Genomic DNA, 20,174 nt, shown 5'->3' on the forward strand with positions numbered 1-20,174 from the left:
AAACCTTTACATATTCAACTAATGTCATTTTAAACATACTTTTGGTATCAAGTCAACTGATGAAAAAAATTAATCTTCCATTGTCGATAGGTCGCCAGCCGGTAAATTCAGCTCCCACGCCTTTAGCACACGTCTCATAATTTTTCCGCTTCGCGTTTTAGGTAGTTTGTCTTTAAACTCTATTTCTCTCGGTGCCGCATGTGCAGCGAGTCCTTTTTTCACAAACGTACGAATCTCTTCTTTCAGCTCATCTGTCGGCTCATATCCACTTCTGAGCGCAATGAATGCTTTAATAATTTCACCGCGGACTGGATCTGGTTTTCCAATGACACCAGCCTCTGCAATGGCCGGATGTTCGACCAGCTTACTTTCCACCTCAAAAGGACCAACCCGCTCTCCTGATGTCATGATCACATCATCGACACGTCCCTGGAACCAAAAGTATCCGTCTTCGTCCATATAAGCTGAATCTCCTGAAACATACCAATCCCCCGGCATAAAGTAAGATTCATATTTTTCAGGATTGTTCCAGATCGTATGCATCATAGACGGCCAGCCTTTTTTGATGGCGAGGTTGCCCATCCGGTATGGCGGAAGTTCATTTCCGGCATTATCGACAATCGCAGCTTCTACGCCTGGAATCGGTTTCCCCATTGAACCTGGTTTGATGTCCATGCATGGATAATTACAAATCAGCTGTGCACCGGTTTCAGTCATCCACCAAGTGTCATGAATTCGTTTGCCAAATACAGCGTCTCCCCATCGGATGACTTCTGGATTTAGAGGCTCACCTACACTTAACACATGACGGAGCGAGCTGAGATCATATTTTTGAATGAGGTCATCTCCTGCTCCCATCAGCATTCTAAAGGCAGTCGGAGCACTGTACCAAACGGTCACACCTAGTGATTCAATGGTTTCATACCACGTATCAGGGTTAAACCTGCCGCCTAAAATGACATTCGTCGCCCCATTTAACCATGGTGAAAAAATGCCGTACACTGTGCCTGTTACCCAGCCTGGGTCAGCTGTACACCAGTAGACATCGTCTTCTTTCAGATCAAGCACCCACTTACCGGTCTGGTCTTGCTGCACCATTGCGCCATGGACATGCAGCACACCTTTTGGCGTACCTGTGGACCCTGACGTGTAATGAAGCAGAAAGCCGTCTTTTTCATCCATCCATTCAATCTCAAGGTTCTTTGCTGCCTGCTCAAACGCCTCTTCGTAATGGATTGTCCGAACGCCATCGACGTCTTCCTTTTCACCGCCGACAATGATGACGGATTCAAGCTTCGGAAGCTCTGCAAACGGAATTCGTTCAAGCAGATCCGGCGTTGTCACAATGACCTTCGCCTCACTATTTTCTAAACGGTCTTTGACCGCTCCTTCCATAAATGCCTCAAATAACGGACCAACGATCGCACCAATTTTGACTGCGCCAAGCAGAAGAAAATAGAGCTCAGGTGATCTTGGCATAAAGATAAATACGCGATCCTCTTTTTGCACATGCGCCTTTTCTCTGAATAGATTTCCCGCTTTATTTGTGTTGATTTTCATATCCCTGAACGTATACTTTTCATCACGCTGTGAATCTTTGTAGTGAAGCGCCACCTTGTTCTTACGAAACGAGTCCGCATGTCTGTCAATCGCTTCATAGGCTGCATTTATGTTTCCTGTTTCATACCACGAGAAGTTTTTTCTTGCTTCCTCCCATGAAAATTCTTTGTATGCCTGCTCATAATCATTTAAATGATAGTCCCCTTTTACTGATGGCAGCGTTTCCAATTTCATCAAACAGTCCCCCTTTGCATACGTTTACAATGACCATTATAGTATAGATGACTTTTTTTCTCAATTTTTAAAAAACTTATGGTGAAACCGTTTTAATTCTTGCAAGTTTTAAGATAAAATAGAGACGACTCACTAGAATTTGAGGCGGTGGATACGTGGAGCATCCTAAAACTTATTATTCAAAAACCATTGAGCAAGAAACAGGTTCCATCCTTATTGAAGGTCCGGTACCTGCACCAGAGCTTGCGAACTATACCTTTCATGAAGGACTGACGGCATTTCGCACGCCTGAGGAACAGAAACAAGCACTTGTTGAAATAGCAGACCTTCCAGAAGGACGTATTATCATTGCAAGAATGGATGAGCTTGTCGTAGGCTATGTCACGTATTTGTATCCTGATCCGCTTGAGCGCTGGTCAGAGGGTAACATGGACAATTTAATCGAGCTTGGCGCGATTGAGGTCGCTCCTCCATTTAGAGGCTGCTCACTTGGCAAGCATTTACTTGATGTGAGCATGATGGATGAGCAAATGGAGAATTATATCATCATTACAACTGAATATTACTGGCATTGGGATTTAAAGGGGACAAAGAAAAACGTGTGGGAGTACCGCAAAATGATGGAGAAAATGATGAACGCAGGCGGTCTTGTCTGGTTTGCAACAGACGAGCCAGAGATTAGCTCACATCCAGCCAATTGTTTAATGGCCAGAATCGGGAAAAATGTGAGTCCTGATTCGATTGAGCGTTTCGATCGTCTTCGCTTCCATCAACGCTTTATGTATTAACGTTCAATTCGTTTTTTTGGCAAAGGGGATTGGTAAACAATGATGATTGAACAAATTATGGAGCGTGATGTGATCACGCTGCGAAAAACCGATACGATTGAAGAAGCCATTCAAAAAATGAGTGCACATCACATTCGGCATATTCCGATCGTATCTGATCAAGGTTCTGTCATTGGGATGGTGACAGATCGGGATATTAAAAATGCCAGTCCAAGTATATTTGAAACAGAAAAAAGACAGCTCTTTATTCAGCGTCCTGTTGAAGAGATCATGGTATTAGAGACGATCACTGCTCATCCGCTTGATTTCGTTGAAGAGATTTCAAGTGTCTTTTTTGAACACGGAATTGGCTGCCTTCCAGTGGTGAGACGAGGCAAGCTCGTAGGCATTATCACAAAGACTGATTTGCTTCGTACGTTTGTCAGACTGACAGGTGCAGATCAGCCTGGGTCACACTTAGAGGTTGAAGTGGACCAGATGACAGAAGGCCTCGCAGACATTACGGCCATTTTAAAGGAGCAGCATATTCAAATGCTGAGTGTGCTCGTGTATCCGCATGCAAATGAAGCCTCTAAAGTGCTCGTATTCCGCCTTCAAACCATTCATGCAGATCATGTGACGAAGCTGATTCGTGCAAAAGGCTATAAGGTGCTGTGGCCAATGGAGCAGACGATCAAATGAAGGAAGCGACCTTTGTTTTTTCACCCTCTTTTCAAACGTACCAATTTCACCAAGACCATCCCTTCAATCAGCTTCGTGTCTACTTAACATATGATCTTCTTCAAAAAATGAAGGCGTTAACAGATGATGAGATCGTCGCACCGCGTATGGCGACACTGGAGGAATTAAAGCTCGTCCATACAGCCGATTATATTCAAGCTGTGCAGCGGGCTAGTGAAGGAAAGCTCTCTACAGCAGAGGGTGAACGCTACGGCCTTGGCACGGAGGATACACCGATGTTTGCAGGTATGCATGAGGCAGCTTCTCTCCTTGTTGGCGGGACATTAACAGCCGTTGACCAAGTAATGATGGGACACTCGCAGCATGCACTCAATCTTGGCGGCGGACTTCACCACGGGTTTAAAGGACGTGCATCTGGCTTTTGTATATATAATGACAGCTCCGTGGCCATTCAATATATTCAAAAGACATATGGTGCAAGAATTTTATATATTGATACAGATGCCCATCATGGAGATGGTGTACAATTCAGCTTCTATGACGACCCAGAGGTCTGTACGGTCTCTATTCATGAAACGGGGCGCTACTTGTTCCCTGGAACTGGACAAGTACAGGAAAGAGGTCACGATAAAGGCTATGGCTACGCTTATAATATTCCGCTTGATGCATTTACAGAAGACGAATCGTTCCTCGAAGCATACCGAACAGCAGTGACTGAAATTGCTGCTTTTTTTAAACCAGATGTGATTTTGACGCAAAACGGCGCGGATGCACACTACTATGATCCGTTAACCCATTTATCTGCCACCATGAAAATATATGAGGAAATTCCTAGACTTGCCCATGAGTTAGCGCATCAATATTGTGATGGCAAATGGATTGCTGTTGGCGGAGGGGGATATGATATTTGGCGTGTCGTTCCAAGGGCATGGAGCCGGATTTGGCTTGAGATGAAAGGCATCACACCGCCGGCTGAACTGCCTCAGGACTGGGTTCAGGCTTGGCATAAACAATCGCCTGTCAGCCTGCCATCGACATGGGGAGACCCTGACGATTTATATCCACCGATCCCAAGAAAAGCAGAAATCACAGAAAAGAATGCTCAAACTGTAGAAAAAGCACTTATGCCTGTAAGAAGAGAAAAGAAAAATGCATAAGAAAAGCAGGCATTCACTAATGTGTAAGCCTGCTTTTTCGTTTTATTTTGTTGATTGTCTTTCTTCAATTCTGTGCGGAAGCTCAACAATTTGATCGTCCACTTGTTCTTTGTTCATCAGCTTTGTCAGCAGTCTCATTGCGACAGCGCCAATATCATAGGTCGGCTGAACAACTGTTGTCAGCTGAGGACGCACCATGAGAGAAAGTCTCGTGTTATCAAAGCCAATCACTTCTAAATCCTCAGGAATCGATACGCCTCTATCTTGTGCTCCGTGAATGACACCTAGCGCCATTTCATCGGTAGCCGCAATAACAGCTGTCGGCTTGTCAGACTGCTCAAGTAAATGAGCAAGTGATTCAATTCCAGAATCATAGGAGTAATCGCCTTCAGCGACGAGCGCATCGTCAAATGCGATGCCCGCTTCTTCAAGCGCACGCTTATAACCTGCAAGCTTTCTCATAGAGTTAATCGGTTCTGACATTGGGCCAGATACGAAGGCAATTCGCTTATGTCCTTTCTCAACTAAAAGCTGGACTGAATCATAAATCGCTTGCTCGTAGTTGATATTGACAGATGGTGTTTGAGCCTGCTCTTCAACAGATGCTGCAAGAACAATTGGCACAGGAGAGCGCTTAAATTCTTCAACAAGCACATCTGTGATGTTTCCGCCCATAAAGACAATCCCATCTACTTGTTTACCTAGCATTGTATTTAATAGATGAAGCTCTTTATCGGTATTTTGATCTGAGTTGCTTAAAATGATGTTGTACTTATACATCGTGGCGATATCTTCAATTCCGCGAGCAAGCTCCGAATAGAAGATACTAGAAATATCAGGGATGATCACCCCAACTGTTGTAGTTTTTTTACTTGCAAGGCCTCGTGCCACAGCATTCGGACGGTAGCCAAGACGATCAATCGCTTCAAGTACCTTTTTTCTTGTTGTTGGTTTTACATTCGGATTACCATTCACTACGCGTGATACCGTTGCCATACTTACATTTGCTTCTCTTGCTACATCATATATTGTAACATTATTCACATAAATCACTCCTTCAAATACACTTCATATCTATAGCATTCACCAATTGGATAGAGACATGTCAGATACGAGGAAAATAATATCCTATTTGTCATTAAAACGATGAAAAGAGACACATAATTTTTCAATCTACATCAAAATGACATTCTTTTATGAAATTATACACGTTTTTTCACCATATGAAAACGTTCCCTTTCTTTTTATAACTAAATTAAACAAACTTTAATGAGCTTGTTACCTGTAAATTGAATCATATTTCATGAAAAATCGCCGAGAACGTCAGCTATGACAATGATCTTAGCAGATTCTATCGAATTTTAAAAATGAAAACATTGTGAACAAGCACTTTTGAGGCTTGTAATGTGCTCTTTTCCTTTCATTCCCAATCTCATCATATTTTATCCATAGAAAAACCGCCGGGCAGTTATCCGGCGGCTTTTCTATCTATGATTACGCGTGAATGTTGACAAGTGGTCTTAACGCATCTAACCATTTTTCGAATTGAGGAATGTCCATTTGCTGCGCTGAGTCAGATAGAGCAACAGATGGATCTGGATGCACTTCTGCCATGACACCGTCTGCTCCAATCGCAAGAGCTGCTTTCGCTGTTGGAAGGAGAAGATCTCTACGTCCAGTTGAGTGCGTCACATCAACGAATACTGGTAAATGTGTTTCTTGTTTCAAGATTGGCACTGCAGAGATATCTAGTGTATTTCTTGTCGCTGTTTCGTATGTGCGGATACCGCGCTCGCAAAGGATGATTTGGTCATTTCCTTGGGCGATGATGTATTCAGCTGCATTGATGAATTCTGAAATAGTCGCTGCAAGACCACGCTTTAAAAGAACTGGTTTCTTCACAGATCCGGCTGCTTTTAATAGCTCGAAGTTTTGCATGTTTCGTGCACCAATTTGGATGACATCGATATGCTCAATCGCTTCTTCAATATGAGCAGGATTGACGATTTCACTAATGACAGCAAGACCGTATTCATCCGCTACACGCTTTAGAATTTTTAGACCGTCTACACCAAGTCCTTGGAAATCGTATGGACTTGTGCGAGGTTTAAATGCACCTCCGCGAAGTAGTTTTAGTCCTTGCTGTTTCGCTGCTGCCGCAACTTCTGCGACTTGCTCGTAGCTTTCAACAGCACATGGTCCAACGATGAAGCGCTGTTTCCCATCACCGATCGCTTCTCCATTGATGTTCACGATTGTATTTTCCGATTTTTTCTTACGAGAAACAAGAAGTGCTTTGCTGTGGTCATCTTCTTGAAGCTCTAGGCCTGCTTTGAAAATCTCTTTGAAAATATGCTGAATCGTTGAGTTTTCGAATGGTCCATCATTTGCTTCAAGAATTTGGTTCAGCATTGTGCGCTCTCTGACAGGATCATAACGGTTGACACCTTGCGCTTCTTTCGCCTTTCCAATTTCTTTTACAATGCTTCCTCTTTCATTGATCAGTTTTAAGATTTGAAGATTTAGTTCATCTGCCTGCTGTCTCAATTGTTCTAGTTCATTGTTGCTCATTTTTGTCATCCTTTCCTCTGCCTGTTCTCGCTTTTTATTTTTTCATTCTCTCATGATAGGGTTTATTATAAACAAAGATTTCGGAATTGTCACGAAAATTTTCTTTATTACCCAAACGCTTTTAAGCGATAAAGTATTATGTGTAAGATTATAGCATACTTTTGGTTGAAGTAAACCTTTTTTTATAAAAAAACGTCAGCAATTGCTGACGTTTCTTCTACAGATTATGTTCAAGCGCTTCTTTTGTAATGCTTGAGTGAGATGCATGCCACTTCACTTTTCCACCGCTAAAGACGAGTGCCTGGGGACTTTCATGCTTTACCCCCGACTTTTCAGTCACATAGGATGAAAGCTCTCTTGTGTTTTGGATTTGCAAGAAATAAGTAGGCACGTCTTCATGTGCAGACGCAAATGCTTCAAACTCTTGAAAAGCCGCTTGGCTGATCGGACATGTCAAACTGTGCTTAAAAAAGACAAACGTCCCATCTTGATTCGTTAGTTGATCAAACTGTTCTTCTGTTTCAATGAGTTGTTTTGACATGATGTTCTCCTTCTTCACTCCGAGCAGTGAGAGTTAGCCTTTAGTCGATTGTTCTACTTTTTCTTTGACATCTTTGATGCCATCTTCAATTTCTGATTTCGCTTCTTGTGCTCGTACTTTTGCTTCGTCTGCTACATCTGAAGCTTCATTTGCTAGATCAGCTGCTGCATCTTCTGCTTCACTTTTCACATGATTAGCTTTTCCAGCTGCACGCTCTTTTATGTCTTTCACTTTGTCTAAAATCTGGTTTGACTGTTCTGCTACCAGTTGGGACAATTCAGACGTTTTATCTTTCGCAATCGTCACATATTCAGTGCCTCTTTCTTTTGCATCTGTTGTGAGGCGATCTGTTTTTTCTTTTAAAACATTCGCTTGGGTGTTCAAATCATCGCGAAGCTCTTTCCCTGACTTCGGTGCTAAAAATAAGGCTGTTGTTGCACCAACAATTCCACCAATAAGTGTTCCGATCAAAAAGTCTTTGCTGTTGATTCCGTCTTTGCTCATGATTATTCCTCCTATGCGAAAATGGTTTTATTTTTGGTGCTTTCGTTGTTTCCATTTTTTATAAATTTCAAGTGCTGCGTTACTCCAGCTTACCACATCCGTGACTTTTTCTTGATTTCGTTCAACGGATGAAGAAACTGCACCAGCTGCCTGCTTTATGCTTGTATTAAATTGGTTGATCGAGCCGCCAATTCCCTGCACCGCATCCACAACTGTGTTGAGTTTTGCCGATTTGTCTTGAATATCTTCAGCAAGCTGATTCGTCTTATGTAGCAACTGTGTCGTCTCTGTGGTGATCCCTTGCATCTGACCTTCAAGACCTTCTAAAGTTGATGCAACATTCTTTAATGTCAGCTGTAAGGATTTTAATGTTTTGGACAAATAGATGACAAGAATGAGGAAAGCAATTGCGATCAGTGCAACGCTTAGATATAGAATAATAATCATCTGATACCTCCTTTGCTGCGGGCATATGCAATTCATTACCCTCTCGTTGTATCATTCAAACATCGCCTAGAATGACCGATTGAATAATAATTCTACACTTATTCGCTGATTCCTGTCCACAGCGAACGAAAAAAAGCGGCAGATGTTGACACATTTAGCCCCTTTGTCACATTTTATTCAAAATAAAAAAAGTGCCGATCAAAACGGCACTTTTCGTTTAAGCATTTATACAGCGACTTTCTCATAAGCACGCAGATATTTTTGAATGTCTCCTGCTCCCATAAAGATCAGAATCCCATCTTCGTGCGCTTTCAGCACAGATGTATCTTCTTCCCCAATCAATTGGGCCTGCGGGATTTTTTCTCGTAAATCTTCGATACTCAGCTTCCCAATGTTTTCACGGGCTGAACCGAAAATATCGCATAGGTATACATAGTCCGCTTTTTTCAGACTGTCAGCAAATTCACTTAAGAATTGCTGTGTACGTGTGAAGGTATGCGGCTGGAAGACAGCGACAATATCACGGTCTGGATATTTTTGACGTGCTGCTTCAATCGTGACTTCAATCTCCGTTGGGTGATGGGCATAGTCGTCAATTAAGACCTGCTCACCGACCACTTTTTCATTAAAGCGGCGTTTCACCCCGCCAAATGTCGTTAGTGCGCCTTTGATGAGCTCTACATCAATGGATTCATAGTGACATAATGCAATCACAGCTAATGAATTGAGGACATTATGATTTCCGTAGGCAGGAATATAGAAGGTATCATAAAACGTATTGCGTACAAATACATCAAATGTAGTGCCTTCCGTGTTTTTCACAACATTGCGTGCTTGGAAATCATTTTCTTCATTGAAACCGTAGTACACAACAGGTACCTTCGCTTGAATCTTGGGCAGATGCTCATCATCACCGCAAGCGATAATGGCTTTTTTCACTTGAAGCGCCATGTTTTGAAATGCATCAAACACGTCGTCAATGTCCGAGAAATAATCAGGATGATCAAAATCAATATTGGTCATGATCGCATAGTCTGGATGATAGCTGAGGAAGTGTCTGCGGTATTCGCATGCTTCAAATACAAAATACTCGCTGTTTTCTTTCCCCATACCAGATCCATCACCGATTAAGTATGAAGTTGGTTTCGCTGATTGCATCACATGGGCAAGCAGTCCTGTTGTCGACGTTTTACCATGAGCACCAGTAATCGCAACGTTTGTGAATGAATCCATGTATTCTCCAAGGAATTTATGGTAACGAATGACAGGAATCCCTTCAGAAAGGGCACGTTCAATCTCAGGGTGTGTATCAGGAAATGCATTACCTGCAATCACGGTCATCCCTGGCTGAATATTATCTGGGTCAAATGGAAGAATTTTAATATTTCGTTCTTCTAATGCTTTTTGTGTAAAGATATGTTTTTCGATATCCGATCCTTGGACAGTATACCCAGTATCATGAAGAATTTGGGCCAGTGGACTCATACCTGTCCCTTTTATTCCAACAAAATGATAAACAGTCATAATTGTACCTCCAACAAACGTCTATCTGACTTACAGTATATGACGCTCATTTCAATTTGCAACTTGTGATTTTCGCCTCTAGCGGCTCACAGATCGCAGCTCCAAATAAAGATTTTTTTCCGATCTTCCTATTCTAATCAATATTAACTATGATTAGTATCCGACAACTTTCCTATTTCTAACACCTGCTTTCGCTCATTTTACATAAAAAAGCGTTCTGACAGGCATACGAAAAGCGTCCAATTACAAAATTGCACCTATGTGCTATCATACCATGTTTATAAAAAAAATGAAGTGGTTTGTTTAGATCAGCTGTTCTAAGTCACTCAGTGTCATGAGGACTTCCCTTGGCTTACTGCCTTTTGCACCAGAGATCATGCCCTCGCGTTCCATCATGTCGATCAATCTGGCTGCACGATTGTAGCCAATTCTAAATCTTCGCTGCAAACTCGATGTACTAGCGCTATTCTGCTCAATCGCAAAACGGCAGGCATCCATAAACAATTCGTCTTCATCTGTAATCGCAGAGCCTTGGAGCATTAATTCCTCCTGTTCGAAAAGGAACACTGGCTTACGCTGTTTTCTTACATGTGCCACTACTTGATCAATCTCACGGTCTGATACAAAGTTCCCTTGCAGCCTCGTCGGCTTGCCGGAGCCATTTTCTAAGAAAAGCATGTCTCCTTTTCCGAGAAGCTTTTCTGCACCTGCCATGTCAATGATCGTTCTAGAATCTACCTGACTTGAGACAGAGAAAGCAATTCTTGTTGGGATATTGGCTTTAATGAGACCTGTGATGACATCAACAGAAGGTCTTTGTGTCGCAATCAATAAATGAATGCCGCATGCTCTTGCTTTTTGTGCGATTCGGCAAATGCTTTCTTCGACTTCATTTGGTGCGACCATCATTAAATCAGCGAGCTCATCGATCACAACGACAAGATAAGGCAGTTTTTCACCCATTTGTTTTTCTTTGACAAGCTCATTGAATCGTTTAATTTCTCTCACGCCAGAGTGCGCAAACAGTTCGTAGCGCCTTTCCATTTCATCCACTACCCATTTCAGAGCGGCTGTCGCTGTCTTGGCATCGGTGATAACAGGACTCACGAGATGCGGAATGTGATTATATGGCGCTAATTCAACCATTTTAGGGTCGATTAAGAGCATTTTTACTTCATCTGGTGACGCTTTAAACATTAAGCTCACTAAAATGGTATTGATACAGACACTTTTTCCTGACCCTGTTGCTCCAGCAATTAAGCCATGCGGCATTTTTTGCAGATCAACCACAACAGGCTGGCCAGATATATCTAATCCGAGTGCTGCTGTTAAAGGTGATGGATTTTCTCTAAATGCACTGCTTCTGATCATCTCTCGTAAGAAAACCATTTTACTGTGAAGGTTCGGCACTTCGATCCCGATCGTGTTCTTACCTGGAATCGGTGCTTCGATTCGAATATCTTTTGCGGACAAACTGAGTTTAATATCATCTGATAGGTTCGTGATTTTGTTCACTTTGACACCTGGTTCTGGATGTACTTCAAACCTTGTCACAGAAGGGCCTTGCGTGACATGAACCACACTTGCTCTGACATTGAAATTTTTCAGCGTGGCATTGAGCAGCTCTGCCCGCTCTTTCACCCATGTCCCGTCCTCTTCTTTTTGAGCTGGAGGTACGTCTAAAAGGGCGAGACTTGGAAAAACATACCCTTGTGCATCTGCTGCTTTCTTTTGCCCTTGCACACGCTGATCACTTTTTAACATCATGACGTTAAAAGGAACCGTTGAGGTTTGTCCGCTTGTACGTGGCGGCTGCGGAGCTGCTTGTTCCGGTTTTTCTTCCATCACTTCATGCACTTGTTCTTGCTTTTCTTGCTGCTCTATGACAGGTTCTGCTGGTTCCGTAGCGGTCTCATCGTCTGCTGCTTGTTCTATTGGCATCATTTGATGATCTTCTACTATTTCAGCTTCTTCCAACAATTGGTCTTCTTGCAGATCATGCTTGGCGACTGGCTCAGCTTCTTCAAATGCTGCCGCTGGCACTTCTTCTTGGTGGTCTTCTATGAAATCAGCTTCTATTTCCGCGACCGGTTCTGCTGTGATGTCTTCTGTTATCGCCACTTCTTCTGCCGGCATGTCTACTTCCATTTCAATTGCGGGATGTGTGTCTTCTGCTGTTTCGAATGTCAACGGTTCTATTTCCTCCGTATGATCTACAAACTGATGTACCGGCTCGCCTTTTATTTCTTCGTCATCGCTTGAGACATCCTGTTCCGGCTCAGCCTCTACCGGCTGTTCTTGATAAGCTTCGGCCTCCTGATTATGTAAGTCAGCTTCAATATGGTCTTGAGGCTCAGAAAAGGCTGGCTCTTTTTCCTCTGTTTGAATGAAAGGCTCGTCATTTAAACGCTCCATCGTCGATTGAACGTGATCCTGATAAGCGAGTTCCTCTTGCAAAGTAAGCGGGGTCACGTCTGTTTGCATGTCCACTCTTTCTTCTGCTGGGGCTGAAACCGTTTCTTCCATACGATTTTCTTTCCGTATTGACGGAATGTTCATTTGCTGTCTGACATTCCGTTCACGCTCTGCCTCTTCTGATAATAGGGTGACACGCTGCGCTGTTTCTGCTGCTTTCTTTTGAACAGAAGATGATTCTTCTTTCGCTTCTGTTCGTTTTGGACGCATATCCTGATGATAGCCATAGATCGGTGATGGAATTTGCTCTGTTTTGAATGGCTTTTTATTGATGTCAGGCTGCACCGTTTGTTTTGGCTCATAGGTCTTCTGCTTAGCCTTTGGCTTGCTTGGCTTTGCGCGTCTTCTTTCCTGCTTCACTCCGTCACGCAGAGGTTCGTCTGGAACGAGCGGAAAGCGGAAGTTGCCTTTCGGATATTCATAATAGACTTTTGTATCTTCAATTTTTTTATATTCTTTATGCTGTTCAAAAACTGGCTGCGTTCGTGCAGCTGGACCTTCCTCAGGTCTCACAGCTTTTTCTTCTTTCTTTTCTTCTCCTAAAAATACACTAAAAAATTTATCTAACCAACTCATCATTTATCACTCACTTTAACTCCCCTTACATTTTCTTGGGCGATTTTTAGTATACCATTGCTTTTTCATGCAGAAAAGCGAGAAAAGTGCCGCTCTTTGCTATTTGTGCTGTCTGTAGATGAAAAAAAGTCACTAAGTACGTACTTAGTGACTTTTGGTATAACACATTCTTCGCTCCTATGTGCCCGTTTATGGGAGGTTACGCTTTAAAGGGTTCGCCAGCTTGGTGGCTTCCCTCTAGAACAAGAATCCCTTTTTCAGCAGGCGCGTCTGGAAGATCTAGTTCTTTTGCTGAACAAATCATTCCGCTTGATGGAACACCTCTTAGCTCAGCATCTTTAATGACCAAACCGCTTGGCATCACCGCACCAACCTTCGCAACCACGACATATTGCCCTTGATCAACATTTGGTGCACCACACACGATTTGTAATGTTTCATCGCCAACATCTACTTGGCAAATGTTTAATTTATCTGCATTCGGATGCTTTTCTTTTTCCTTCACATAACCGACAACAAATTTTGGTGATAGATCCACAGTCAACGTTTCACTTACACCGTTGCGGTTTAAAATTTCGTTGATATCTTGAACAAGTGTTTCAGATAGCGGTACAGATCCGTTTTCTTCAATTTTCATGTAAGTGGATGCGTTGAAGATATTAAAACCTGTTGTTTCTTTTGTTTCTTGATTGAAGATTCTTACGACATCTCCAAACGTCTCATGACCTACTTCTTCTCTCGTCACATCTTTCAATGAAATAAGGAGTGTGTCGCCTACACCTTCTGCATTATAAAAAACGTTCATTCTTCAAAATTCCCTTCTACTGCTGTTTTGGTCTGCTTTTAGCAAGAATAAAGATCGGTTCAAGCTTGCCCTCGTCATATAAAAATGACAATGCGGTAATCGGAACCGTGCCGCTGGCGAAGAAACTCATCGACATCTGTCCTAAAATATCATAGCCTGATTCATTGCGAACATCTGCAATGATGAATACATCTTGATGGGGAACAGAAATGGCCATCTGTCCTTCTATTTTTTGCGCATATTCTTGTAAAATCGATTCATTTAAAAGTCTGCTGGCATCATATCCGTCATTCGCACGGAAGAAATAAAACCGATTGCCTGCAACTTCATCCATTTTCACCACAGTTTCAAGTGAGCGGACATTGAAGCTTGCAGTTTCCCTAATTCGCTCTTTTGTCCAGTTTTCCTTTTGAAGCATTTTCTCATCAATTAATCTGTAGGTGCTTCCAAGGTCAAGTGCATAGAAGATTCTCGTTTCAGCTGTATGCTCATCAAAAACGAGGGGAATGCCATCACTTGATGCCTCAGGAAAGGAAGTGGAACGAATGACAGGATAGATCTGCTTTTCTTTTCCTGAGATGTGCTGCGCTTCGCCTTTCATGGCACTTAGCGCCTCTTTCACATAGTAAACGATCTCATCTAATGTTTCATCAGGCTTTACTTCCCACTTTGCAATGATTGGCGGGAGCTCTAGTGTAATACCTTTACTTGTCTGTTTATCTTCAATACGAAGCGTATCTTTTTCTCGGTCAAACTGGTGTGACCAGCTGTCATTTGTCAGACGGCTTTTGAGTTCGTTCGCAAGCTGTCTTGATGTCATTTTTGTCATGATTTAGACTCTCCTTTCATTATTTAGAAAGAGAATCTGTTAAAAATGCTTCAATCTCTTCCTTCGTCTTACGATCCTTGCTCACAAAGCGGTTAACCTCTTGTCCATTTTTAAAAACTAAAAAGCTTGGAATGCCGTAAATTTCCCACTCTGCGCAAGTGTCAATGAACTGATCTCTATCCACATAGAAGTACTCAAATTCTGGGTAGTTTGCTTCAAGCTCTGGCAAGAATGGTTCGATAAAGGTGCAGTCCGGGCACCAGTCAGCTGAAAATAGCAATACTGTTAAGTCTTCTTGAATCACTTTTTGTAATTCTTCGTTTGATTCAATTTTTTTCATGTTTCATTCCTCCAGTTTGTATGGTTAAATCTCCGAATTGTATATAGCCTTTCTTTCTCATCCATTCTGATACTACCAAACTAATCACTGCCGGGCCAACGATATGCAAAAGAGCGATGGCCAGAAAAACGGATGGATGAAATCCCATAACGGTCAGTGTCATGAGCTGTCCAACGAGGCCGCTCGTTCCCATACCTGCCCCTGCCGCATTATTGACCATCCCAAAGCCAATAATACCAATTGGCGCGAGAATGAGGCCCGCAATCGTCGGCGGAATAAGGATAAGGGGATTTTTCACAATGTTCGGCAGCTGCAATTTTGACGTGCCAATGCCGACAGCAGCAAGACCGCCAAAACGATTTTCTCTAAAGCCTGCAGCGGCAAAGCCGACCATTTGAGCGCAGCAGCCAATCGTTGCAGCACCAGCCGCTGTTCCGCTTAAGTCAAGCATGAGCGCAAGCGCAGCACTTGAAATCGGTGAGCTGAGGGCAAGTCCAACAATGGTCGCTACTAGCATGCCCATGATCAGCGGACTTTGGTCAGTCCCCCACATGATGAGCCTACCAAGCCCTGTCATCATGGCTTCAATCCCAGGACCGATCAAAGCGGCGGTGAAAAAGCCAGTAATAATGGTGACAAGCGGCGTTAAAATAATATCAATTCTTGTCTCACCACTGACCAGCTTGCCGAGTTCCACACCAATTAATGCTGCGACAAAGCTTCCAGCAGGTCCACCAAGTTCTGCTCCTGCAGCACCTGAGACAACACTTGCAAAAATGATCAAAGGAGATGCATGTAAGCGATACGCAACAGCTACGCCAATCGCTGGTCCCATGAGCCCCATTGCGAGTGTTCCCATTTTGATGATGAGCGGAAGTGATAACAGACCGCCTGCTGTTTTTAAAATCAGCCCTACCACTAAGGTAGCAAATAGACCTAAAGCCATATAAGAGAGTGCATCAATGAAATACACTTTTGGCGAAAGGGAGATCCCTTTTCTTTTCAAATAAGTCATCAACGTCGTCTTCCTGCTTTCTCATAGGAAAGACGAAGAGCCTGTCCTTCCCATTATATGTAGTATTCTTACGATGAAAAATAGTCTCTACCATGAATATCATAATCATATTTTTTTTGCTTTATCAAGCACTTCTTGTGTAACATGAAAAGAAACAGGGCAAACCTTTACTAAGTTTGTACAAAAGGAGGAGATCGTTATGCAATTAACCGTCTATTTAGCAGGAGAAATTCATAGCCAGTGGCGTGATGAAATCAAGGAGAAAAGCCAATCGTTGAAACTGCCGGTGACGTTTGTTGGTCCAATGGAGAATCATGACCGCTCAGATCACATTGGTGAGGACATTTTAGGTGAGCAGCCGAATGCCATTTTCAAAGATGATGCGGCTTCTGATTTGAACAATTTCCGTACTGAGATCTTATTAAACAAGGCAGACGTCGTCATTGCCCGCTTTGGTGAGAAATATAAACAGTGGAACACGGCAATGGATGCATCTGCTGCCATCGCAAAAGGAAAACCTCTCATTTTGATCCGCCCAAAAGAACTGCACCATCCGTTAAAGGAACTATCAAACAAAGCGAATATCACTGTAGAAACCGTGAACCAAGCGATCAAGGCGTTATCTTACGTGTTTGAACAGCAATAAAAAAGGTGAAACTGCAACCTTTTTTCCTCTTTTCGAAACCTTTGCAGACCTGGCAATGAATGCGAGGTTTTGTCTACATATACACACTAAAGGCTGCTCTCATGAAAGAGGCAGCCTTTTCTATTACATTTACACCTGTTGATAAATAGAATCCACTGTACTTTGATCACAGTTTTTCACAAGGCGGACAATTAATTCTTTTGCCGCTGCGTAATCATCCACATGCAATACTGAATGACTTGTATGAATGTAGCGAGCGCAAACCCCAATGACAGCAGAAGGCACGCCTTGGTTTGACACATGCACACGCCCAGCGTCCGTACCACCCGGTGATACGAAGTATTGGTATGGAATGCTGTTTGACTCAGCAGTATCGAGCACAAATTCTCTCATCCCGCGGTGCGTAATCATTGTTCGATCAAAAATACGCAGAAGTGCACCTTTCCCAAGCTGGCCGAATTGGGTTTTGTCACCTGTCACATCGTTTGCAGGACTTGCATCTAAAGCAAAGAACAGATCCGACTGAATCATATTGGCAGCTACCTCTGCCCCTCTAAGCCCTACTTCTTCTTGAACCGTTGCACCTGAATACAGCTGACATGAAAGGGGTTCGTCTTTTATTTCTTTTAATAACTCAATCGCAAGTCCGCAGCCATAGCGGTTATCCCAAGCCTTCGCTAAAATCTTTTTGGGATTCGCCATTGGGGTAAAGACTGTTGCAGGCACGATTTGCTGTCCTGGGCGAACGCCAAGCTCTTTTGCCTCTTCTTCACTGTCTGCACCAATATCAATCAGCATGTCTGATGGTTTCACAGGTTTGCTTTTTTGTTCTGGTGTCAGAAGATGAGGTGGTGTACTAGAGACGACACCAGGAATTGGCCCGTGATCGGTATGAACGTCCACACGCTGCGCCAGCATGACTTGACTCCACCAGCCGCCGAGTGTTTGGAAACGTATCATCCCATTTTTCGTGATGGATGAAACCATGAATCCCACTTCATCCATATGACCAGCCACCATAATTTTAGGTGCGTTCTCCGGCCCCTTGCGTACGCCAAACACACCGCCAAGACGATCCTGAATGAGTTCATCAGAATATTTCTCAAGTTCCTTTTTCATAAAAGCACGCACATGGTGCTCATTACCTGGAGTTCCTTGTAATTCTGTTAAATTTCGGAAAAGCGACAATGTTTCTTCATTCATTCTCCGGTTTACCTCGTTTCTATGTAATGACCATATATATTCCTATAAAAATAACACTCACTTTATACTATAAGAATTCTTTCGGTTTTCCAAGTATCTCTCCAGAAATTTTGAATATGCTTTCAAGTATTCGGATTCCTTAACATCAATGGACAAGTTTTGTATAATGGAAAAAACAGCAATACGGAGGTGCAGCACGTTGAAGTTAAAACATGTTCTGATTGGTGCGAGTATTGGCGTAGCCGCTGCAATTGTTGCAAAGAAAGTATTTTTCCCTACGTATATCTCGTCTGAAAAAGCATTAAAAATTGTGAAATCTGCTTTTAAACAGCGCGGCCCGATTGATGGCTCTTGGATTTATACTGTACCAGAACCGTATACCGTAAATGGTGAAACGATTGATGTGTACAAATCTGGCATTACTCGCTCAGCCTTTGGCGAGCTTGAACAGTACGAAGTCATGATTGATGCCAAAACAGGCATGATCGTTGATGTCATTGATTCTGTGGCTTGATAAAGAAAGCTTCGCAAAGGCGTGTCCTTGCGAAGCTTCTTTTTTATATGGCTTTGATTTTTTTGTACACAGGATGCCACATGGCGTCCTGTACAGCCTGAATGAGATCCTCAGGCGTTTCCTCTGCAATTCCTTCATCGATCGCTGCTTGCGCCACACGGACAGCCACTGTCGCTGAAACAGTTCGAAGCTGATCCACACTTGGCAGCATCGCTGCACCCGGCTTTCCGACATTGACCATGCTGGCAATCGCTTCAGCACTCGCAACAAACATGCTGTCTGTCATGAGGCGGGCTTTAGACACAATCGTTCCAAGACCAAGCCCAGGGAACACAAGGGCATTATTTGCCTGCCCAATTTCATATGTCACGCCGCCATATTCGACAGGATCAAATGGGCTTCCCGTTGTCACAAGGGCGCGTCCTTCTGTCCACTCGATGAGATCTTCAGGCTTTGCTTCTGAAAGAGGTGTTGGGTTCGACATCGGTAAAATGGCTGGTCGCTCCACGTGTGACGCCATTTCTTTCACAATTTCCTCTGTAAATGCTCCTCCTACCGTCGAGGTGCCAATTAAGATGGTTGGTTTCGCCTGTTTGACGACCTCTAATAAATCAATGGAATGCTTAGGACCGTTACGGGCATAATCCTTTACTTCGTCAGAACGTCTTGCATATGGCTTTTGAAATGGCTGAATGTCAGGCGAATCATCTGTAAGCAATCCTGTTTTATCAATACACCAGAAATGATCATATGATTCCTCTTCTTTGACACCGTCTCTTACGAGAGCATCACGGATCTGCTCCGCTATGCCAATCCCTGCTGTACCCGCTCCGAAAATGACGATTCGGTGATCTTTCAGCGGAACCTTCGAAGCTTTTGCACATGCCAGAACCGCAGCAAGTGAAACAGCTCCAGTACCTTGAATGTCATCATTAAATGTACAAATACGTTCCTTATATTTTTCCAATATGGCTCGGGCATTTTTTGTCCCAAAGTCTTCCCAGTGAAGGAGTGCATTTGGAAAGGTTGCGCGGGCAAGCTCTACATATTGATCAATGAACTGATCATAACGTTCTCCTCGAACGCGAGAATGCTGATTTCCAACATAAAGCGGATCATTCAAGAGACTTTCCTGGTTCGTCCCGGCATCAAGCACCACGGCCAGCACGCGGCTAGGATCAATGCCTGCTGCGGCTGTATAAACAGCAAGTTTCCCGACTGAAATGGCAATACCGCCAACACCCCAGTCTCCAATACCTAAAATGCCTTCTGCATCTGTCGCAACGATTAAGTCAATTGATTCATCAACACCGTAAGAGGCAAAAATCTCTTCCATGCCTTCCAAATCATCAATCGATAAATAAAGCCCCCTTGGCTTTCGATACTCGTGGCTATAACGCTGAATGGCTGTTCCAACAGTCGGCGTGTAAACAATCGGCAGCATCTCCGCCAAGTGCTCATTTAGTAATTTGTAAAAAAGCACTTCGTTTCTGTCATGAAGTGATGTTAAATACACATTTTTCCCCAGTTCATCCGGCTGTGCCTTGAACTGCTCATATGCACGCTTTGCCTGATCCTCTAATGTTAAAACCTTAGGCGGTAGAAATCCCTTTAAACCAAGCTCTTCCCGCTCTTCCTTAGTAAATGCAACCCCTTTGTTTAAATAAGGGACGGACATGACTTCCATCCCTCTTAATGGTGTTTCAATGACATCACCATGTACACGATAAAATTGGTTCACCTGCACTCTTCCTTTCACAAGTT

The 20,174-nt window shown here is 43.2% G+C and carries 19 protein-coding genes and 1 other annotated feature (1 of these 20 running past the window's edge); of the genes, 5 read left to right on the forward strand and 14 right to left on the reverse strand.

Translation table 11 applies throughout. The annotated features are described in order from the left end of the window. Nucleotides 1-10, reverse strand: a binding site (T-box leader); it reaches 229 nt to the left of the window's first position. A gap of 59 nt (nt 11-69) precedes the next feature. Beyond that, entirely contained in the window at nt 70-1,794 is a 1,725-nt protein-coding gene (acsA, locus tag C6348_RS08900; RefSeq protein WP_106042682.1) for an acetate--CoA ligase, read from the reverse strand. A 155-nt stretch (nt 1,795-1,949) separates the two neighbouring features. Here acsA and C6348_RS08905 point away from each other — a divergent pair, with 155 nt between their 5' ends. From C6348_RS08905 to C6348_RS08915, 3 genes are read left to right on the forward strand one after another with little or no spacing between them, the layout of a single operon-like run. Continuing rightward, nucleotides 1,950-2,582 (forward strand): GNAT family N-acetyltransferase, encoded by a 633-nt coding sequence (locus C6348_RS08905; protein ID WP_066030542.1) that lies wholly within the window; start codon nt 1,950-1,952, stop codon nt 2,580-2,582. Nucleotides 2,583-2,621: 39 nt separating this feature from the next. Further along, nucleotides 2,622-3,263 (forward strand): CBS and ACT domain-containing protein, encoded by a 642-nt coding sequence (locus C6348_RS08910; protein WP_034665520.1) that lies wholly within the window; start codon nt 2,622-2,624, stop codon nt 3,261-3,263. Further along, complete coding sequence (locus tag C6348_RS08915) at nt 3,260-4,420, forward strand: acetoin utilization protein AcuC (RefSeq protein ID WP_066030541.1); 1,161 nt, start codon at nt 3,260-3,262, stop codon at nt 4,418-4,420. The genes C6348_RS08910 and C6348_RS08915 overlap by 4 nt, the downstream gene beginning before the upstream one ends. 42 nt (nt 4,421-4,462) lie before the next feature. Here the strand turns inward: C6348_RS08915 and ccpA are convergent, their stop codons facing one another. The 11 genes from ccpA to C6348_RS08970 all read right to left on the reverse strand — a co-directional run bounded on the left by ccpA (nt 4,463) and on the right by C6348_RS08970 (nt 16,047). Then, nucleotides 4,463-5,464 (reverse strand): catabolite control protein A, encoded by a 1,002-nt coding sequence (ccpA, locus tag C6348_RS08920; RefSeq protein ID WP_034665514.1) that lies wholly within the window; start codon nt 5,462-5,464, stop codon nt 4,463-4,465. A 450-nt stretch (nt 5,465-5,914) separates the two neighbouring features. Further along, complete coding sequence (locus C6348_RS08925; protein ID WP_003217626.1) at nt 5,915-6,991, reverse strand: bifunctional 3-deoxy-7-phosphoheptulonate synthase/chorismate mutase; 1,077 nt, start codon at nt 6,989-6,991, stop codon at nt 5,915-5,917. Between the two features lie 217 nt (nt 6,992-7,208). Continuing rightward, nucleotides 7,209-7,532 (reverse strand): bacillithiol system redox-active protein YtxJ, encoded by a 324-nt coding sequence (ytxJ, locus tag C6348_RS08930; RefSeq protein ID WP_034665511.1) that lies wholly within the window; start codon nt 7,530-7,532, stop codon nt 7,209-7,211. Nucleotides 7,533-7,565: 33 nt separating this feature from the next. Beyond that, a complete protein-coding gene (locus C6348_RS08935; RefSeq protein WP_034665507.1) occupies nt 7,566-8,036 on the reverse strand; it encodes a YtxH domain-containing protein in 471 nt (156 codons plus the stop codon). Between the two features lie 27 nt (nt 8,037-8,063). Further along, nucleotides 8,064-8,483 carry a DUF948 domain-containing protein gene (locus tag C6348_RS08940; RefSeq protein ID WP_003217556.1) on the reverse strand — a complete coding sequence of 140 codons (420 nt, stop codon included), beginning with the start codon at nt 8,481-8,483 and terminating at the stop codon, nt 8,064-8,066. 225 nt (nt 8,484-8,708) lie between these two features. Further along, nucleotides 8,709-10,007 carry a UDP-N-acetylmuramate--L-alanine ligase gene (gene murC, locus C6348_RS08945; protein ID WP_106042684.1) on the reverse strand — a complete coding sequence of 433 codons (1,299 nt, stop codon included), beginning with the start codon at nt 10,005-10,007 and terminating at the stop codon, nt 8,709-8,711. 303 nt (nt 10,008-10,310) lie between these two features. After that, nucleotides 10,311-13,061, reverse strand: a complete 2,751-nt coding sequence (locus C6348_RS08950) for a DNA translocase FtsK (protein WP_106042686.1) — start codon at nt 13,059-13,061, stop codon at nt 10,311-10,313. A gap of 196 nt (nt 13,062-13,257) precedes the next feature. Further along, nucleotides 13,258-13,863 carry a YtpR family tRNA-binding protein gene (gene ytpR / locus C6348_RS08955; RefSeq protein ID WP_034665498.1) on the reverse strand — a complete coding sequence of 202 codons (606 nt, stop codon included), beginning with the start codon at nt 13,861-13,863 and terminating at the stop codon, nt 13,258-13,260. 16 nt (nt 13,864-13,879) lie between these two features. Beyond that, nucleotides 13,880-14,692: a DUF1444 domain-containing protein gene (locus C6348_RS08960; RefSeq protein WP_080869489.1), complete on the reverse strand. Its 813-nt coding sequence runs from the start codon at nt 14,690-14,692 to the stop codon at nt 13,880-13,882. A 19-nt stretch (nt 14,693-14,711) separates the two neighbouring features. Continuing rightward, on the reverse strand, nt 14,712-15,032 hold the full coding sequence (locus C6348_RS08965) for a thioredoxin family protein (RefSeq protein WP_034665496.1): 321 nt from the start codon (nt 15,030-15,032) through the stop codon (nt 14,712-14,714). Beyond that, nucleotides 15,019-16,047, reverse strand: coding sequence for a PTS sugar transporter subunit IIC (locus tag C6348_RS08970; RefSeq protein WP_060597026.1), 1,029 nt, complete (start codon nt 16,045-16,047; stop codon nt 15,019-15,021). Before C6348_RS08970 ends, C6348_RS08965 begins: the two co-directional genes overlap by 14 nt. 199 nt (nt 16,048-16,246) lie before the next feature. Between C6348_RS08970 and C6348_RS08975 the strand changes: the two genes are divergently transcribed. After that, the gene (locus tag C6348_RS08975) at nt 16,247-16,693 is read left to right on the forward strand and encodes a YtoQ family protein (protein WP_003217634.1); all 447 of its coding nucleotides are present in this window, start codon (nt 16,247-16,249) and stop codon (nt 16,691-16,693) included. A gap of 129 nt (nt 16,694-16,822) precedes the next feature. Here the strand turns inward: C6348_RS08975 and C6348_RS08980 are convergent, their stop codons facing one another. Continuing rightward, complete coding sequence (locus tag C6348_RS08980; protein ID WP_106042688.1) at nt 16,823-17,896, reverse strand: M42 family metallopeptidase; 1,074 nt, start codon at nt 17,894-17,896, stop codon at nt 16,823-16,825. A gap of 199 nt (nt 17,897-18,095) precedes the next feature. Between C6348_RS08980 and C6348_RS08985 the strand changes: the two genes are divergently transcribed. Further along, nucleotides 18,096-18,410, forward strand: coding sequence for a PepSY domain-containing protein (locus C6348_RS08985; protein ID WP_003217759.1), 315 nt, complete (start codon nt 18,096-18,098; stop codon nt 18,408-18,410). Between the two features lie 43 nt (nt 18,411-18,453). Here C6348_RS08985 and C6348_RS08990 read toward each other — a convergent pair whose 3' ends face one another. Then, nucleotides 18,454-20,151 (reverse strand): NAD-dependent malic enzyme, encoded by a 1,698-nt coding sequence (locus C6348_RS08990; RefSeq protein ID WP_106042690.1) that lies wholly within the window; start codon nt 20,149-20,151, stop codon nt 18,454-18,456. Nucleotides 20,152-20,174 lie beyond the last annotated feature (23 nt).

This window comes from Bacillus sp. YBWC18 (assembly GCF_002998775.1).
In the GTDB taxonomy this organism is placed as follows: Bacteria; Bacillota; Bacilli; order Bacillales; family Bacillaceae; genus Bacillus.

What these genes read in the sequence shown, in the direction of transcription:
- acsA (WP_106042682.1), bottom strand. Translation starts at nt 1,794, where the DNA reads ATGAAATTGGAAACGCTGCCATCAGTAAAAGGGGACTATCATTTAAAT.
- C6348_RS08910 (WP_034665520.1), top strand. Translation starts at nt 2,622, where the DNA reads ATGATGATTGAACAAATTATGGAGCGTGATGTGATCACGCTGCGAAAA.
- C6348_RS08915 (WP_066030541.1), top strand. Translation starts at nt 3,260, where the DNA reads ATGAAGGAAGCGACCTTTGTTTTTTCACCCTCTTTTCAAACGTACCAA.
- C6348_RS08925 (WP_003217626.1), bottom strand. Translation starts at nt 6,991, where the DNA reads ATGAGCAACAATGAACTAGAACAATTGAGACAGCAGGCAGATGAACTA.
- ytxJ (WP_034665511.1), bottom strand. Translation starts at nt 7,532, where the DNA reads ATGTCAAAACAACTCATTGAAACAGAAGAACAGTTTGATCAACTAACG.
- C6348_RS08935 (WP_034665507.1), bottom strand. Translation starts at nt 8,036, where the DNA reads ATGAGCAAAGACGGAATCAACAGCAAAGACTTTTTGATCGGAACACTT.
- C6348_RS08940 (WP_003217556.1), bottom strand. Translation starts at nt 8,483, where the DNA reads ATGATTATTATTCTATATCTAAGCGTTGCACTGATCGCAATTGCTTTC.
- murC (WP_106042684.1), bottom strand. Translation starts at nt 10,007, where the DNA reads ATGACTGTTTATCATTTTGTTGGAATAAAAGGGACAGGTATGAGTCCA.
- C6348_RS08950 (WP_106042686.1), bottom strand. Translation starts at nt 13,061, where the DNA reads ATGATGAGTTGGTTAGATAAATTTTTTAGTGTATTTTTAGGAGAAGAA.
- ytpR (WP_034665498.1), bottom strand. Translation starts at nt 13,863, where the DNA reads ATGAACGTTTTTTATAATGCAGAAGGTGTAGGCGACACACTCCTTATT.
- C6348_RS08960 (WP_080869489.1), bottom strand. Translation starts at nt 14,692, where the DNA reads ATGACAAAAATGACATCAAGACAGCTTGCGAACGAACTCAAAAGCCGT.
- C6348_RS08965 (WP_034665496.1), bottom strand. Translation starts at nt 15,032, where the DNA reads ATGAAAAAAATTGAATCAAACGAAGAATTACAAAAAGTGATTCAAGAA.
- C6348_RS08970 (WP_060597026.1), bottom strand. Translation starts at nt 16,047, where the DNA reads ATGACTTATTTGAAAAGAAAAGGGATCTCCCTTTCGCCAAAAGTGTAT.
- C6348_RS08975 (WP_003217634.1), top strand. Translation starts at nt 16,247, where the DNA reads ATGCAATTAACCGTCTATTTAGCAGGAGAAATTCATAGCCAGTGGCGT.
- C6348_RS08980 (WP_106042688.1), bottom strand. Translation starts at nt 17,896, where the DNA reads ATGAATGAAGAAACATTGTCGCTTTTCCGAAATTTAACAGAATTACAA.